The sequence below is a fragment of the Luteimonas vadosa genome, from assembly GCF_039543545.1.
Taxonomy (GTDB): domain Bacteria; phylum Pseudomonadota; class Gammaproteobacteria; order Xanthomonadales; family Xanthomonadaceae; genus Luteimonas; species Luteimonas vadosa.
Window position 1 is genome coordinate 1,237,858 of the sequence record NZ_BAABJY010000001.1, and the last position, 15,388, is coordinate 1,253,245.

Here is a 15,388-nt window from a genome sequence, read left to right on the forward strand (position 1 = left end):
CTTCGCCCCTGTTTTGTACCGCCATGGTGTGCCTCCGTGTTGCGCATGCACGATGACGCCGCAAGCCGGTCATCGTGAGGGCAGCGCGCTAGCTGTCTTCGTCGAACCGGCGCTCGAACAGGGCGCCGACCGCCTCGGCCGCCGCCTCCGCGTCCTCGCCCTCCACCCGCAGCACCACCGGGGTGCCCTGGCCGGCGGCGAGGAGCATGACCCCCATGATGCTCTTGGCATTGACCTCGCGTCCCTTGGCGGTAAGCGTGGCATTGCAGCGGTAAGGCGCGAGCACCTGCACCAGCTTGGCGGTGGCGCGGGCATGCAGGCCAAGCTTGTTGGTGATCACCAGCTCGCGCTCGATCATGCCGCCACCCCCGGAACCGGCGCGAGTCCGTTGCCGGACGCGAGAGCTAGGGCGCGCAAGCGCCTGCATCGCCTGGACGGCCGCGGCAGCTCAGGCATCGTCATGGATGACCCCGTTGCGCGCGCCTGCGGCAGCGACGGCCGGCAGGTCGTCGAGCTCCAGTTCCGGGTAGTTCATCACCCGCAGGAGCATCGGCAGGTTGAGCGCGGACACGCGGCGCACGGGCGTGCCGAGGTGCGCCAGCCGTGCCGCCAGGTTGCTGGGCGTCGCCCCGTACAGGTCGGTGAGCACCAGGACTCCGAAGCCGCCGTCGACGCGTCGCAGGGCGGCGCTGGCCTTGGGAAGCAATTCGTCCGGGTCGCCATCGAGCGGGACCTCGAAGGCCTCGACCTTCAACGGCAGGTTGCGCAAGAGCCTGGCGGCCACCGCGATGGTCGCGTTGCCGATGCCGGGATGGGTGACGAGGAGGATGCCGACTGCCATCGGTCAAACTTAGCAGAGCCGGGGCCGGCTTGTGGGCCCGGACCGCGAGGCGCGCTCAATCGAGCTCGCGATGGAACGTGGCGACATCGCCCCATCCCCGCGTGCGGGCAAGTTCGCCGAGCGTCTCGGCCAGGTAGACGGATCGGTGGCGCCCACCGGTGCATCCGAAGGCCACGGTGACGTAGCTGCGCGTGTCCGACTGCATGCGCGGCAGCCAGGTGCCGAGGAAGTCGCCGACCTGCCCGACGTAGCGGCGGACATCGTCCTGTGCGTCCAGGTAATCGTGGACATCGGCGTCGCGTCCCGACAGCGGCCGCAGGCGAGCATCCCAATGCGGATTCGGCAAGCCACGGGCGTCGAACACGAAATCCGCATCGGCGGGCACGCCACGCCGGTAGGCGAAGGACTCGAACAACAGCGAAAGCGCCGAATGCAGCCCGAGGCCCAGTTCGGTGATCACACGGCGCCGCATCTGGTGCACGTTTAGGTCGCTGGTGTCGATGATCACGTCGGCCAGCGCGCGCAACGGCTTGAGCGCCTGGCGCTCGAGCGCGATCGCGTCGGCCAGGGCCAGGCCCAGGTGGGTCAGGGGATGCCTGCGGCGGGTCTCTGCGTAGCGCTTGAGCAGGACCTCGTCGCGGGTGTCGAAGAACACCAGTTTCGGGTCCAGTCCCATGGCGCCCACCGCGGACAACCACTCCGGGATGTTGGCGAGGTCGCCCCGGCTGCGCACGTCGATGCCGACGGCCAGCTTCTGCGAGCTGCGCTCGGGATGGGTCGCGCTGCGCACGAAGTCCGGCAGCAATTCCGCCGGCAGGTTGTCGACGCAGTAGAAATCCAGGTCCTCGAAGGTGTTGAGGGCCACGGACTTGCCGCTGCCGGACATGCCGCTGACCACGAGCAGCGATGGCGCGGGGGAGACGATTTCGATCATCGCTCCCCCCGCTCGAGGAAGTGCGAATGCCGGGCCATGAAGGCGGCGGCAGGGTCGACGCCCTTGGCGCGCAGGATGTGGGTGCGCGCGGCGGCTTCCGCGAGCACGGCCAGGTTGCGTCCGGGCATCACCGGCAGGGTGATCATCGGCACGTCGAGGTCGAGCACATGGCGGGACCCGAGGTCGCCGGTCAGGCGCACCATGCCGTCCTCGTCCCAAGACGTGGCGGTGTCCTCGTCCGAGCGGCTCAGGTGCACGATCAGGCGAAGGTACTTGTTCCGCTTCACCGCGGTGTCGCCGAACATCTCGCGGATGTCGAGCACGCCCAGGCCGCGCAGTTCCAGCAGGTCCTGCAGCAGGGGCGGACAGGTCCCGTCGAGCACGTCGGGAGCGATCTGGGTGAACTCGGGGGCGTCGTCGGCGACCAGGCGGTGCCCGCGCGTGACCAGTTCCAGCGCCAGCTCGCTCTTGCCCGAGCCCGACTCCCCGGTGATCAGCACGCCAATGGAGTAGATCTCCATGAACACGCCGTGCAGCGTGACCCGTGGCGCCAGGGTGCGCGCCAGGTGGTACTGCATGTGGTTGAGCAGTTCGTGGCCGCGGCGTGGCGCCGACCAGAGCGGCGTCGACGATTCCTCCGCCGCCGTGCGCAGGTCGTCGGGGCAGGATTGCCCCTTGCTGATGACCATCGCCAATGGCCGGTACTGCATGATCTTCTCGATGGTTTCCCAGCGCTGCCGGGAATCCAGTCCATCGAGCCAGGCCAGTTCCTCGCTTCCGAGGATCTGCACCTTGTTGGGGTAGATGATGTTGAGGTAGCCGGCCAGCGATGGGCGCCGGGCGACGGTCTCGACGGCTTCCAGGACGCGCGATTCGCCGCTCTCGCCGGCGAGCCAACGCAGTTCCAGCCGCTCGCGCAGCTGGTCGAACAGTTCCCGTGCGGTGATCCGTGCGTTCATGCCGTGGCGATGTTCCAGATATCGCCACGGGATGTCGAGAGCAGCGCGTCGCGGATGGCCCGCATCTCGGTCGCTTCGCGCAGATCCTCGCGCAGCTGCGCGTCGGAGAAGCGCTCCGCCAGTTTTGCCAGGGTGTGCAGGTGCTCCCCGGTCTCGTCCTCCGGTGCGCACATGGCGAATACGAGGTCGACCGGTTCCCCGTCGCCCGCCCCGAAGTCCACGGGGTAGGCGAGCCGCAGGAACGCGCCGCGGGCGCCGGCAAAGGCGTTGTCCCGGCAGTGCGGCAGCGCCACGCCCCGTCCGATGGCGGTGCTGGCGGCCCGCTCGCGTGCGCGCAGGCCCTCGGCAATCGCCTGGGTGAGTCCGCCGGGGTCCCCGGCCAGCAGGCGCGCGGCGGCATCGAGCACGGTGTTGCGGTCGATCGGATCCATCAGCATCACGATGCGGTCGGCAGCGAGCAGGTCGTCGAATGGCATGGCGTGGTCCTCGAGGGGGCGGGACGGCTCGTCATGGCAGGGCATGCCGAGCGTGCCACGTCCTGCATGGACTCCGCGCCCCTGGGCCGGGCGCGCAGTGGAACGTCGTGCCTTCGGGCCGGGTCGACGCCAACGTCGCGTGCGACCCCGGGCTTCCATGCCGCGCGTGCCGTGCGTACGACCGTGGCCGCGCGCCGTCACCGGCCGGTCATCCCCGTGGTCTCGCCACGGGACTCAACCGAACTCGCCGCTCCGGGCCGGACTCTGGCCCCGGTGGTGGTCGACCATCTTCTTGCGGTGCTTGATCAGCAGGCGGTCGAGCTTGTCGGCGAGCAGGTCGATGGCGGCATACATGTCGATCGCGCTGGCATCGGCATGCAGGGTCTTCCCGGAGAGGTTGATCGTGGCCTCGGCGCGGTGGTCCGGCTTGTCGAGGCTGAGCTGCGTGCGCACGTCGAAGGGTTGCTCGAAGTGGCGCCCGAGGCGCTGCAACTTGGATTCGACGTATTCGCGAAGCGCGGGAGTGACCTGGATCTGCTGGCCGTGGGTTTCGATGCGCATCTGCTGCCTCCTTCTGCGGGTCCCCAGCATCGCGCAACTGGCGGATGCCGTGGTTGGAATTAGGTTAACGCAGAGCTGGCGGCGCGGTGAACTCCACGACGGGCGGCCCGGGCGCGGGGGGCAGGGAGGCCCGCCGATCCCCGGCGCGGTGCCACGGGGCTCAACCGATCCTGACCCGGTCGTGGGAGGAGGGGATGTTGAGCGCTTCGCGGTACTTGGCGACGGTACGCCGGGCCACCGCGACCCCGGCGGCCTTCAGGGCTTCGGCCAGTCGGGCGTCGGACAGCGGCTTGCGCGGGTCCTCGGCCTCGACCAGCCGGCGGATCATGTCCTGGATCGCGGTGCTCGAGGTGCCGCCGCCGCCTTCGTTGTCGACGCCGGAGGCGAAGAACGCGCGCAGCGGCAAGGTGCCCCGCGGCGTGCGCGCGTACTTGCGGGACACCGCGCGCGACACGGTGGATTCATGCATGCCGATCTCGACGGCCACCTCGCGAAGCGTCAGCGGGCGCAACGCCAGGTCGCCGAACTCGAGGAACCCTGATTGCTGTTGCACCAGGCATCGGACCACCTTGAGCAGGGTCTCGCCGCGCGCTTCCAAATTCTTTAGCAGCCAGCGAGCCTCCTGCAGGTGCCCGCGCAGGTAACCCGAATCCTCCGAGCTGGCGTGCTTGATCATCTGCTCGTAGCCGCGGTGGATGATGAGGCGCGGCTGCTGGTTGCCGGCGAGCGACACCTGCCACATGCCGTTGTGCCGGCTGATCACGCAGTCGGGCACGACGTAGGTGTCCTGCGGCAGGTCGCCGACCTGGCCGCCGGGCCTGGGATCGAGCGTGCGCAACAATTCCAGTACGCCGGCGGCTTCGTCCAGGCTGCATGGCAACGCCGCCGCCAGGCCCTCCGCGCCGAGCCGGGGAAGCTGTTCGATCAGCGCCTGGGCGGTGCGCCTGGCCAAGGCCATGCAGGGCGTGTCCTCGGGGAGGACGTCCAGCTGCAGCAGCAGGCACTCGCCCAGGTCGCGGGCGCCCACGCCGGTCGGGTCGAACGCCTGGATCTGGCGCAGCACGTTCAGGACCTCGTCCTGGTGGCAGTGCAGGTCGGGCAACAAGGTCTCGACGATGCTGTCGATCGATTCGCGCAGGTAGCCGTCGTCGTCGATCGCATCGATCAGCGCCACGCCGATCTGGCGATCCCGCGGCGAGAGGTGCGACAGGTGCAGTTGCCAGGCCAGGTGGTCGTGCAGGTTCTCGCTCTCCGCGACCCGTTCCTCGGTGTCGACGTCGTCGTAACCCGCGCCGTTGCCGCCGCCGCTGCGCGCGAACGCCTCGTCGCCCCAGCGCTCCTGCTGTTCCCAGCCCGCGTCTTCCGTTGCCGGGGACGATGCGTCGCCGTCGGCGGCCGTACCGTTCGCGCGCGCGGGATCTTCCGGACCGGCGCTGATCGCCGACTCCTCCTCCCAGTCCAGCAGGGGGTTGCTCTCCAGCGCGGACAGGATCTCCGCCTCCAGTTCGAGCGTCGAGAGCTGCAGGATATGCAGCGCCTGGCGCAGCTGTGGCGTCAGGACCAGGTGTTGCCCGAGCGTTGTCTGCAGGCGTTGCTTCATCGTCCCCGGTGCCGTTGGGTGACGCGGCGGGACTACAGGCGGAACGCGTCCCCCAGGTAGACCCGACGCACGTCGGGATCGGCCAGCAGCGCGTCCGGAGCCCCCTGCGCGAGCACGCCGCCTTCGTTGAGGATATACGCCCGGTCGCAAATGCCCAAGGTTTCGCGCACGTTGTGGTCGGTGATGAGCACGCCGATGCCGCGGTGCTTGAGGTGCTCGACGATGCGCTGGATCTCGCCGACGGAGATCGGGTCCACGCCTGCGAAGGGCTCGTCGAGCAGCATCAGCCGCGGGTTCGCGGCCAGCGCGCGGGCGATCTCCACCCGCCGGCGCTCGCCGCCGGACAGGCTGGCGCCAAGCTGGCCGGCGACATGGGCGACCTGCAGTTCGTCCATCAGGCTGGCCAGCTCGGCCTGGCGGGCGCGGCCATCCAGGTCGTCGCGCAGTTCGAGGACCAGCATGATGTTGTCGGCCACGCTGAGCCTGCGGAAGACCGAGGGTTCCTGCGGCAGGTAGCCGACACCCAGCTGGGCGCGGCGATGCATCGGTTCGCCGGTGATGTCACGCCCGTCGAGCAGGATGCGGCCATCGTCGGCGGGAACCAGGCCCACGATCATGTAGAAGCAGGTGGTCTTGCCCGCGCCGTTGGGCCCGAGCAGGCCGACCACTTCGCCCGCGTCCAGGGTCAGGCCGAAGTCGTGCACGACTTCCCGCGAGCGGTACCGCTTGCGCAACCCCTCGGCGACGAGCATCAGTCGCTGCCTTGCTTGTTGCCCTGGGCCGCGCGGGGCAGGATCCGCGTGCGGATCTGGCCGCCGCCTTCGCCGCCGCCGCCCTGCACCTGGCCGGTCTGCATGTTGTAGACGATGCGGGGGCCGCTCATCGCGCCGCGCCCGGCCTGCTCGATCCGGACATTGCCGGTGAAGATGACGGTCTCCCTGGGCATGTCGTATTCGACGGTCGACGCCGAGGCCGTCATCGTGCCGCCATTGTCCAGGCCCTGGGACAGCCTCGCAGGGGAGCCGGTGATGATCACCCGCTGGATGTCCCCGCCACCGCGGCGCACGTCCGCCTTCGCGGCGCGGATGTCGAGCGTTCCCTGCACGATGTGGACGTTGCCGCTGAAGACGCACGGGCTGTTGTCGCCGATCGAGCAGTTGCTGCTGTTGGCGTCGATGTCCATCGGCTGGTTCCGATCCGACGATTTCGCCCAGGCGCCGCCGGCCAGGACGAGCAGGCAGGCGGCGGCGGACAGGCTAGCGGCGATTTGGGGCATAACGGGTCCGCACATCCTTGAGTTTGACGTTCTTGGCGGCGAGGTCCGCCTGCATCGAGCTGCCCCGCATTGTAGAGCCGGACTGGGTGATGGTAACGGGTACCGCGGAGGTGGCGAGGTTGGTCTGCGGGAAAACATTCAGTTGCTCGGTATTCATCGAGATCGCGTCTGCGGCGGCTTCCTCGGCCTTGGCGACCACATCGCCTCGCAGTCGCAGTTCGTCGTGGCTGGCGCTCAGCCAGCCCGTCCGCGAACGGACCTCCCAATACGTTCCGTCCGGATCGGGCAACAGGAACAACGGGGTCTGCAGGGCAATGGTGCCATCGGCGGGGTTGCGCGCGAGTTCCGGCGCCCGCAGGGTGAACGATTCCTTGCCCTGGGCATCGAGGGAGACCAGTTCGAAGTCATGGAGCACGTAATCCGACCGGTCCGCAACGCCTGTCGCCGTGAGGGGGTCCGCCCGTTGCCGCCACGCCGACCAGCCGCTGACGATCGCGGCGACCAGCAGGATCGTTCCCAGCCAGGCGCGCCAGCTCATGGCTCGCGGCCCTTCGCCAGCAACGCATCGACCTTGCCCTGGGCGATCAGCAACAGGTCACACAGTTCCCGCGCCGCACCTTCGCCACCCCGCGACTGGGTCTGCCAGTGCACGCGTGCGGCGATCCACGGGTGGGCGTCGGCCGGGGCGACCGACAGCCCGGCCGCGTCGAGGGCGTGGAGGTCGGCCAGGTCGTCGCCTATGAAGGCGACGGCGTCCGCCGTGATCTCCAGGCGTTGGCAAAGGCTTTCGACGCATCCACGCTTGTCCGTGACGGCGGTGAACACCTCCGCGCCGAGTTCGGCCCCGCGCCGCTCGGCCACGTTGCCGCCTCGGGCCGTGACCAGGGCGATGGCGATGCCGCTGCGTCGCAGCAGGGCAAGTCCCTGGCCGTCCTGGACATGGAACGCCTTGGCTTCGCCGCCGCGGTCGTCCAGGTACAGGCGGCCGTCGGTCAGCGTGCCGTCGACGTCGAAGCAGGCCAGGCGGATCCGCTTGGCGCGGGCCAGGACCTCGGCGGGGTAGTCGCGGTAGCGAGCTGCGGACATGGGAGTCGTGGGAAGCGGGGCGTGGGAGGCGGGGCGTTTCGGGACGTGCGCGAGGGCTGAGATATGGCGGCTTTCTTTCAAAGCGGTGACGCCGGTCATTCGTTCTTGCAAGCCGCCCGCGCGGCATTGATCGTGCAGGGTGGGTGAGGTCGCGGCGGGCGGGAAGCGGATCAGACCACTCGCGCTCGCAACAGGTCGTGAATGTTCAGCGCGCCGACCACGCGATCTTCCGCGTCCACGACCAGAAGCGCGTTGATCTTGTGGGTCTCCATCAGCCGGGCCGCTTCCACCGCGAGTGCGTCGCTGCAGATGGTGACCGGCGTGCGCGTCATCACGTCGACGATGCGTGCACTGCGCACGTCGATGCCGGGATCGGCCAGCGTGCGGCGCAGGTCACCGTCGGTGTAGAGGCCACGCAGCCGGCCTGCTGCATCGACCACGGCGGTCATGCCGAGGCGCTTTCGGCTCATCTCCACCAGCACGTCGCTGAGGCTGGCGTCCTCGGGCACGGACGGGATCTCGTCGCCGGCATGCATGACGTCGGCGATGTGCAGCAGGAGGCGGCGGCCGAGCGCACCCGCCGGATGGGAGCGCGCGAAGTCGTCCGCGGTGAAGCCGCGCGCCTCCAGCAGGGCGACGGCCAGGGCGTCGCCCATCGCCAGCGATGCCGTGGTGCTGGCCGTGGGCGCCAGGTCCAGCGGGCACGCCTCGGCGGGCACGCTGATGTCCAGGTGCACCTCGGCGCCGCGCGCGAGCGTGGACTGCGGGCGGCCGGTCATCGCGATCAGGGCGTTGCCCTGCCGCTTGAGCACCGGCAGCAGCATGAGCAGCTCGTCGCTTTCGCCCGAATACGACAGCGCCAGCACGATGTCGGCGTCGGTGACCATGCCCAGGTCGCCGTGCCCGGCCTCACCTGGGTGCACGTAGAAGGCGGGCGTCCCGGTCGAGGCGAGCGTCGCGGCGATCTTGCGCGCGACATGGCCGGATTTGCCCATCCCCGTGCAGACCACCCGTCCACGGCAGGCCAGCATCAGGCGGCAGGCCTGCGAGAACGCCCCGTCGATGCGCTCGGCGACCGCCTGCAGCGCCTGCTGTTCGATCTCCAGCACGCGGCGGCCGCTGGCGGCGAGCCCGGCATCGGTGTCGGTGGCGGGCGCTGTGGCGTGATCGGCCATTTCGGAGCCGGACCCTTTCCGTTAGGCTAAGTGGCTCGATTTTACGCGCATTCATCGCGGAGCGGCCACGCTGGCGCTCCGTGTGCGCGGAACGACACCTCACCGCACGGGAACGCCCTTGGACGCAGACACCATCCGCCAGTTGATCGAAGACGGCCTTCCGGGCGCCCGCGCCTGGGTCCAGGGGGACGACGGCGTGCATTTCGAAGCCCTTGTGGTCTGCGAGGCATTCGCCGGCAAGCTTCCGCTCGCCCGCCACCGGCTGGTCTACGCCACGCTGGGGGACCGCATGGGTGGGGAAATCCACGCCCTGGCGCTGCGTACGCTGACGCCAGGCGAACATCGTCCCCCCGGCGCCGCATCCTGATGCAGAAGATCGTGGTCGGCGGCGGCGTGCCGCTGCAGGGCGAAGTCCGGATTTCCGGTGCCAAGAACGCGGTGCTGCCCATCCTGTGCGCGACCCTGCTCGCCGATGGTCCGGTCTCGATCGGCAACGTGCCCCACCTGCACGACGTGGTCACCACGATCAAGCTGCTCACCGGGCTGGGTGCCACCGTCACGCACGATGTCGAAGCCTGCCGGGTCGCGGTCGATCCGCGGACGGTGCAGAGCCACGTCGCGCCGTACGAGCTGGTGCGCACCATGCGCGCCTCGGTGCTGGTGCTGGGTCCCCTGCTGGCCCGGCACGGGGCGGCCGAGGTATCCCTGCCGGGGGGTTGCGCGATCGGCTCGCGGCCCGTGGACCTGCACATCGCCGCGCTCGAGGCGCTCGGGGCGGAGATCGTGGTCGAGCACGGTTTCATCAAGGCCCGCGCCGACCGCCTGCGCGGCGGCCGGGTGGCGTTCGACATGGTCAGCGTCGGTGCCACCGAGAACGTGCTGATGGCCGCGACCCTGGCCGAAGGCACGACCGTGGTCGAGAACGCCGCGCGCGAACCGGAGATCGTCGACCTGGCGGACTGCCTGGTCGCCATGGGCGCGGACATCGAGGGCGCGGGCACGTCGCGGATCGTGGTCAACGGCGTCGACCGACTGCACGGGGGCGCGCACGAGGTCATCGCCGACCGCATCGAGACGGGCACCTTCCTGGTCGCTGCGGCGATGACCGGTGGCCGCGTGGTCGCGACCCATGCGCGTCCGGACACCCTTCGGGCCGTGCTGGCCAAGCTCGCCGAATCGGGCGCCGGGGTCGACGTCGATGGCGACCGGATCACGGTCGACATGCGCGGGCGTCGTCCGCGCGCGGTCGACATCACCACCGAGCCGCACCCGGGGTTCCCCACCGACATGCAGGCCCAGTTCATGGCCTTGAACTGCATCGCGGAAGGAAGTGGCGCGATCGACGAAAGGATCTTCGAGAACCGCTTCATGCACGTCAACGAGCTGCTGCGGCTCGGGGCACAGATCGAGATCGACGGTCACCGGGCGGTGGTCACAGGGGTCGAACGCCTGACCGGCGCGCCGGTGATGGCGACCGACCTGCGGGCCTCGGCGTCGCTGATCCTCGCCGGGCTCGTGGCCGAGGGTGAAACCGTGATCGATCGCATCTACCACCTAGACCGCGGCTACGAGCACATCGAGCAGAAGCTGTCGTTGCTGGGCGCAAGCATCCGCCGCATCGGTTGAATCCCGGGACCGGTGGCGCAAGAAAAAGCCCCGGCGAACGGGGCTTTTTTCTCGCCGTCGCGCCCGGGTTCAGCGCACCGACTTCAACTTCAGGTCGACCTGGTCCTTGCCATCGCGTCGCTGGAGGATGCGGGCCGGGACGGGCAGGCCCTCGACGATCCAGGCCAGGATCTGGCGCTTGCCGTCGTCCCGCACGACCTTGGTCGCCTGCCGCTGGCGGCCGCCGACGTCGATGGATTCCGTGCCGGCGACCTTGTAGGTCTGCTTGCGCACGCGGCCATCCTCCACCAGGCGGTAGCTCAGCGGCTTGCCCGCCTTCACGTCGCGCACCAGCATCAGGTTGAGCAGCATGGCGTCGACGTCGCCCGACTTGAGCGCAACCGGGCCCGCACGGCCATCCTTCACGTCTCCGGTCCAGCGCGCCTGGCCGGTCGACCAGTCGTAGGTCGCGTCGACCCGCTTGCGCTTGACCAGCAGCGCTGCGAGCCCGCCCGTGCCCTGCTGGGAATCCGTGCTCGACAGCGGGCGCCACTCGCCGCCGCGGCTCTCGAACACGGTGCTCTGCCCGAGCTTCGCGCCCATGCCATCGATGTCGAGGCTGTACTTCCAGCGATCGTTGCCCGCCGGCGCCAGCGTCATCGTGCCGGTCGCCTTCATGCCCATGTAGTTCGCCTGGTAGTCGGCAGTGAAGGGCTCCATGGCGATCGCCGGCAATGCAGCCAAAGAGAAGACGGCGGCGAGCACCCCCGCCTTCCAGGAACGTCGCTGGCCGGCGGCGGCCGGTCCGGCCACGGGTGGGAATCGGTCGGGTTGACCTGGCTTGGACATCATTTCGCTCCTTGGTATCGGATGAGGCGCAGGTCGATGCCGTCCTCTCCGTCTTGCCGCTGCAGGATGCGCACGGGCGTCGGGACGCCATCGGCGACCCAGACGATCGTCTCGTCATTGCCGCCATTGCTGCGTGAAACGCGCAGCGCTTCGTAACGCAAGTCCCCGACGCCGACGTTCTCGGTGGCATCGGACACGAGGTACTCATGGATGCGGACGCGCCCGCCGTCGACGAAGCGGTACCGCAGCGACTTGCCGGGTTCGGCGTCGCGCAGGATGGCCAGGTTGATCAGCAGGCCGCTCATGTCCCCCGGCTGCAAGGCGATGGGTGCCTGGCGTTCGGCCTTGACATCGCCGGTCCAGCGCGCGGTCCCCGCCGCCCAGTCGTAGGTGCCGACGCTCTTGCGGCGCAGCAGGAAAGCCTTGCGGACGGTGCTTTGGCTGAGCGGTCGATAACCATCGCCGAGCGCATCGAAGACCGTGCTCTGTGCGACGTCGAGTCCGACCAGTCCCGCCAGGCCGCGGTCGCCCTGGAGGTCGAGGTCGATCCGCCAGAGCGGCGCACGGGTGCGCACCACACGCATGGTCGCGGTGCCCGCCAGCGCGCCGGCACGATAGGCCTGGTAGCTGGCCACGAAAGGCTGCAGGTCCGCGGCCGCGGCGCTGCCAGCGCCGACCAGCAGCAGCAATGATGTGAAGAGCAGGCGTTTCATGCGGGCGCCATCATGCAAGCGTGTTGTTGGCTGCCAGCTGAAGCGGCGCGAGCAGGCGCACTCCTTCGAGCATCACGCCATCTTCAACCAGGCGCGCCGTGCCTTGGGCAATCATGTCGACGCAAGCCACCAGCAGCGGGTGTTCCCGCTCCAGCACGCGGGCCGCGAGCGTGCGCGCGTCGTCGCCGGGCAGCACCGGCACCCGCACCTGCGCGAGCACCGGCCCCCCATCGAGGTCGGGCGTCACGAAATGCACGCTCGCGCCATGCATGTCGATGCCGTCGTCGAGCGCGCGCTGGTGTGTCCGCAGGCCCTTGTACGCCGGCAGCAGCGAGGGGTGGATGTTGACCATGCGTCCGCGCCATCGCTCGACCACGACTTCGTCGAGCAGGCGCAGGTAACCCGCGCAGACCACGAAGTCCGCGCCGGATGCCGCGACGGCATCGAACATGGCCAGGTCGAATGCACGACGCGAATCGAAGCGGGCCGGATCCATCGCGCATGCAGGCACGCCGGCGTCGCGGGCGCGCTCCAGGACCGGTGCGCCGCTGCGGTCGGAGAACACCCCGGAAATGCTTGCCCGCAAGCGTCCGTCGGCGATGGCATCGAGCAAGGCCTGCAGGTTGGTGCCGCGTCCCGACGCCAGGACCGCGATGCGCGGGCATTCGCTCGCGCCGGACGCGACGTCAGGCGGCATTGGGCAGCAGGGCGATCAGCCACTCTGGGAACAGCAGCACCAGCAGGAGGACCAGCAGCCACGGCAGCAGGCCTAGGGCGGTGGCGACGAAGACCTGCGCGCGTTTGAGCCGGCCGCGGAAGTCGGACAGGAACGACAGCCAGTACGCGCCCATGAAGACGATGGCGAGCAGGGTGACGCGCAAATAGCGCACCGGCGGTTCGGGCGCGAACCAGTAGAGCGTGGCCGCCAGGAGCAGGAGCGCGCCGGCCAGGAGCAGCAGCACCCGCGAGCGTCGGCCGAGTTGCGAATACTCGATGCCGATCAGCACCTTGCAATCCCGCGGCCGGTCATGCCGAGATCACGACGCGGGGCGCCGCGGTGGATGCGACGACCTCGCCGATGCGCCAGTGGGGCAGGGCTTGCGCGTCGAGGGCGCGCTCCAGCGCCGGGACGGCGTCCGCCGCCACCACCAGCACGAAGCCGATGCCGCAGTTGAACGTGCGCCACATCTCCGCCGGCGCCACGTTGCCTTCGCGCTGCAGCCACTCGAACACCGGGGGCTGCGGCCAGGCGCTGGCGTCGATGCTCAGCGACAGCGCCTCGGGCACCACGCGGATGATGTTCTCGGTCAGGCCGCCACCGGTCACGTGCGCCATGGCGTGGATCGCGGGACCAAGCTCGCCGCGCAGCAGCGAGAGGACCGGCTTGACGTACAGCGCGGTCGGCGCCATCAGCGCATCGGCCAGCGCGATCCCGCCCACCTCGAGGTCGGCCGGGCTTCCGGCGCGCTCGTAGATGCGGCGGATCAGCGAGTAGCCGTTGGAGTGCGGTCCCGAGGACGCCACGCCGACCAGCACGTCGCCCGCGGCGACCTTGCCGCCATCGAGCAGTTCCGACTTCTCGACCGCGCCCACGGTGAAGCCGGCCAGGTCGTACTCGCCCGGTGGGTACATGTCGGGCATTTCGGCGGTCTCGCCACCGATCAGCGCGCAGCCTGCCATCTCGCAGCCGGCGGCGATGCCGCCGACCACGGCGGCGGCGGTGTCGATGTCGAGCTTGCCGGTGGCGAAGTAGTCCAGGAAGAACAGCGGTTCGGCACCCTGCACCAGCACGTCGTTGACGCACATGCCCACCAGGTCGATGCCGATGGTGTCGTGGCGGCCGAGTTGCTGGGCCAGCTTGAGCTTGGTGCCGACGCCGTCGGTGCCGGACACCAGAACGGGCTCGCGGTACTTGCCGGAGAGGTCGAACAGCGCGCCGAAGCCGCCGAGCCCGCCCATCACCTCCGGGCGGAAGCTGCGCCGGACCAGCGGTTTGATGCGTTCGACCAGGGCATTGCCTGCATCGATGTCCACGCCGGCGTCGCGATAGGTCATGCCGGCGGAAGGGGTCGGGACGGTCACGGGGGCTCGCAGGGCGCGGAAACCACCGATTTTAGCAGCGTCGCGGCCCCCGTCATGGACGCCGGGGCGTGGCTGCGGCACCATTCGGGCATGAATGCACTGCCGAATCGACTGGACAAGGAACCGGGAATGGCGCGTTGCCGATGGATGGCGGCCTGGGTCGTGGCGCTGGGGTTGGCCGTCCTGCCCGGACTGGCCGCCGCGCAGCGGATGGAAGGGGACGTGGCCAGGGCCGACGGCCTCTATTCGGCCGAAGTGCCGGTGACCAGCCAGACCGCGTCGGCCCGGCAGGCGGGCTTTGCGCGCGCGCTGGTGCAGGTGCTGGCCAAGCTCTCGGGCGACAAGAACGTGGCTGGCCGCCCCGGCGTGGGTCGCGAGTTGCGGCATGCCTCCGACTTCGTCGACGGCTACGACTTCCGGCAGGACGAGGGCCGGTCGGCCAGCGGTGCGCCCACCTACCGCACCACCCTGGTCGTCCGCTTCAAGCCGTCGGAGGTCGATGCCGTGGCCTCGGCGCTCGGATTGCCCATCTGGCCGCAGCCCCGTCCCAAGCCGGTGCTGTGGCTGGCGATCGACGACGGCCGCGGGCCCCGGCTCGTGTCGCTGAAGCAGAATGACGCGGCGCGACCGGTGCTGGACCGCGCCATCGAGCGCGGCTACCGCCTGGGATTGCCCAGCGGGACCGCCGCGGAACAGGCCGCCGTCGGCGCGATCTGGCGCGGCGACACCGGCGCCATCGCGCGCCTGTCCTCGCGCTACAGCCCGCCCAAGCAGCTCATCGGAAAACTGTATCGGCACGAAGGCGGCTGGAAGGCCGACTGGATCTTCGTCGACGAAGGCCGGGTGCTGTCGCGCTGGTCGGAGGAGGGCCGCGATGCCCGCCGGCTGATGGCCACCGGCGCCGAGGGCACGGCCGATGCCCTGACCCGGCGCTATGCCAAGGCCGGGACCGCCGCGCCGCCGGGCGAGCACCGCGTGGTCTTCACCGGCCTGCACTCGGCCGACGACTTCATCCGCCTCTCGGCCTACCTGCAGTCGACGTCGGTCGTGCGCCGCATCACCCCGGTGCGCGCCACGCCCGAAGCGCTGGAACTCGAACTCGACCTGCTGACCGGCCTGAGCGGGTTCCGCCGGGTCGTGGACGAGAGCGTGCTCGCCGCGGTGTCCGACGGTGACGCCGGCGACGGCGTGGAGACCGCCTCCAACGCACCCGTCTACCGGCTGCGCTGAG

The 15,388-nt window shown here is 69.8% G+C and carries 20 protein-coding genes; 3 read left to right on the forward strand and 17 right to left on the reverse strand.

Annotated features, from left to right (window positions below; all coding sequences use genetic code 11):
* Nucleotides 1–88: 88 nt before the first annotated feature.
* From ABD970_RS05580 to ABD970_RS05635, 12 genes are all read right to left on the reverse strand, one after another.
* Nucleotides 89–358, reverse strand: a complete 270-nt coding sequence (locus ABD970_RS05580; protein WP_345294482.1) for an HPr family phosphocarrier protein — start codon at nt 356–358, stop codon at nt 89–91.
* Nucleotides 359–448: 90 nt separating this feature from the next.
* Nucleotides 449–841, reverse strand: coding sequence for a PTS sugar transporter subunit IIA (locus ABD970_RS05585; protein WP_345294483.1), 393 nt, complete (start codon nt 839–841; stop codon nt 449–451).
* A gap of 55 nt (nt 842–896) precedes the next feature.
* Complete coding sequence (rapZ, locus tag ABD970_RS05590) at nt 897–1,775, reverse strand: RNase adapter RapZ (RefSeq protein ID WP_345294484.1); 879 nt, start codon at nt 1,773–1,775, stop codon at nt 897–899.
* Nucleotides 1,772–2,734, reverse strand: coding sequence for an HPr(Ser) kinase/phosphatase (gene hprK / locus ABD970_RS05595; RefSeq protein WP_345294485.1), 963 nt, complete (start codon nt 2,732–2,734; stop codon nt 1,772–1,774). Before hprK ends, rapZ begins: the two co-directional genes overlap by 4 nt.
* Nucleotides 2,731–3,210, reverse strand: a complete 480-nt coding sequence (locus ABD970_RS05600; protein ID WP_345294486.1) for a PTS sugar transporter subunit IIA — start codon at nt 3,208–3,210, stop codon at nt 2,731–2,733. Before ABD970_RS05600 ends, hprK begins: the two co-directional genes overlap by 4 nt.
* 234 nt (nt 3,211–3,444) lie before the next feature.
* Complete coding sequence (gene hpf / locus ABD970_RS05605; RefSeq protein ID WP_345294487.1) at nt 3,445–3,771, reverse strand: ribosome hibernation-promoting factor, HPF/YfiA family; 327 nt, start codon at nt 3,769–3,771, stop codon at nt 3,445–3,447.
* Nucleotides 3,772–3,931: 160 nt separating this feature from the next.
* Nucleotides 3,932–5,371: an RNA polymerase factor sigma-54 gene (locus tag ABD970_RS05610; RefSeq protein WP_345294488.1), complete on the reverse strand. Its 1,440-nt coding sequence runs from the start codon at nt 5,369–5,371 to the stop codon at nt 3,932–3,934.
* A gap of 32 nt (nt 5,372–5,403) precedes the next feature.
* Nucleotides 5,404–6,123 (reverse strand): LPS export ABC transporter ATP-binding protein, encoded by a 720-nt coding sequence (gene lptB / locus ABD970_RS05615; protein ID WP_345294489.1) that lies wholly within the window; start codon nt 6,121–6,123, stop codon nt 5,404–5,406.
* Nucleotides 6,123–6,647, reverse strand: a complete 525-nt coding sequence (lptA, locus tag ABD970_RS05620) for a lipopolysaccharide transport periplasmic protein LptA (protein WP_345294490.1) — start codon at nt 6,645–6,647, stop codon at nt 6,123–6,125. The genes lptB and lptA overlap by 1 nt, the downstream gene beginning before the upstream one ends.
* Nucleotides 6,628–7,185 carry an LPS export ABC transporter periplasmic protein LptC gene (gene lptC, locus ABD970_RS05625; protein ID WP_345294491.1) on the reverse strand — a complete coding sequence of 186 codons (558 nt, stop codon included), beginning with the start codon at nt 7,183–7,185 and terminating at the stop codon, nt 6,628–6,630. Before lptC ends, lptA begins: the two co-directional genes overlap by 20 nt.
* Entirely contained in the window at nt 7,182–7,733 is a 552-nt protein-coding gene (locus ABD970_RS05630) for a KdsC family phosphatase (RefSeq protein ID WP_345294492.1), read from the reverse strand. The genes lptC and ABD970_RS05630 overlap by 4 nt, the downstream gene beginning before the upstream one ends.
* A gap of 170 nt (nt 7,734–7,903) precedes the next feature.
* Nucleotides 7,904–8,908, reverse strand: a complete 1,005-nt coding sequence (locus tag ABD970_RS05635) for a KpsF/GutQ family sugar-phosphate isomerase (protein WP_345294493.1) — start codon at nt 8,906–8,908, stop codon at nt 7,904–7,906.
* Between the two features lie 118 nt (nt 8,909–9,026).
* On the opposite strand from ABD970_RS05635, the gene ABD970_RS05640 reads away from it, so the two are divergent.
* Both ABD970_RS05640 and murA read left to right on the forward strand, forming a co-directional pair.
* The gene (locus tag ABD970_RS05640) at nt 9,027–9,275 is read left to right on the forward strand and encodes a BolA family protein (protein ID WP_345294494.1); all 249 of its coding nucleotides are present in this window, start codon (nt 9,027–9,029) and stop codon (nt 9,273–9,275) included.
* Entirely contained in the window at nt 9,275–10,534 is a 1,260-nt protein-coding gene (murA, locus tag ABD970_RS05645; RefSeq protein WP_345294495.1) for a UDP-N-acetylglucosamine 1-carboxyvinyltransferase, read from the forward strand. The genes ABD970_RS05640 and murA overlap by 1 nt, the downstream gene beginning before the upstream one ends.
* Nucleotides 10,535–10,603: 69 nt before the next feature.
* Here the strand turns inward: murA and ABD970_RS05650 are convergent, their stop codons facing one another.
* The 5 genes from ABD970_RS05650 to purM all read right to left on the reverse strand — a co-directional run bounded on the left by ABD970_RS05650 (nt 10,604) and on the right by purM (nt 14,130).
* Complete coding sequence (locus ABD970_RS05650) at nt 10,604–11,233, reverse strand: DUF3108 domain-containing protein (RefSeq protein ID WP_345294576.1); 630 nt, start codon at nt 11,231–11,233, stop codon at nt 10,604–10,606.
* Between the two features lie 128 nt (nt 11,234–11,361).
* The gene (locus tag ABD970_RS05655) at nt 11,362–12,075 is read right to left on the reverse strand and encodes a DUF3108 domain-containing protein (RefSeq protein ID WP_345294496.1); all 714 of its coding nucleotides are present in this window, start codon (nt 12,073–12,075) and stop codon (nt 11,362–11,364) included.
* Between the two features lie 10 nt (nt 12,076–12,085).
* Nucleotides 12,086–12,772, reverse strand: coding sequence for a phosphoribosylglycinamide formyltransferase (purN, locus tag ABD970_RS05660; protein WP_345294497.1), 687 nt, complete (start codon nt 12,770–12,772; stop codon nt 12,086–12,088).
* A complete protein-coding gene (locus ABD970_RS05665) occupies nt 12,762–13,082 on the reverse strand; it encodes a hypothetical protein (RefSeq protein ID WP_345294498.1) in 321 nt (106 codons plus the stop codon). Before ABD970_RS05665 ends, purN begins: the two co-directional genes overlap by 11 nt.
* A gap of 19 nt (nt 13,083–13,101) precedes the next feature.
* Nucleotides 13,102–14,130 carry a phosphoribosylformylglycinamidine cyclo-ligase gene (gene purM, locus ABD970_RS05670; RefSeq protein ID WP_345294499.1) on the reverse strand — a complete coding sequence of 343 codons (1,029 nt, stop codon included), beginning with the start codon at nt 14,128–14,130 and terminating at the stop codon, nt 13,102–13,104.
* A gap of 117 nt (nt 14,131–14,247) precedes the next feature.
* Here purM and ABD970_RS05675 point away from each other — a divergent pair, with 117 nt between their 5' ends.
* Nucleotides 14,248–15,387: a DUF2066 domain-containing protein gene (locus tag ABD970_RS05675; RefSeq protein WP_425563046.1), complete on the forward strand. Its 1,140-nt coding sequence runs from the start codon at nt 14,248–14,250 to the stop codon at nt 15,385–15,387.
* Nucleotide 15,388: the final 1 nt, after the last annotated feature.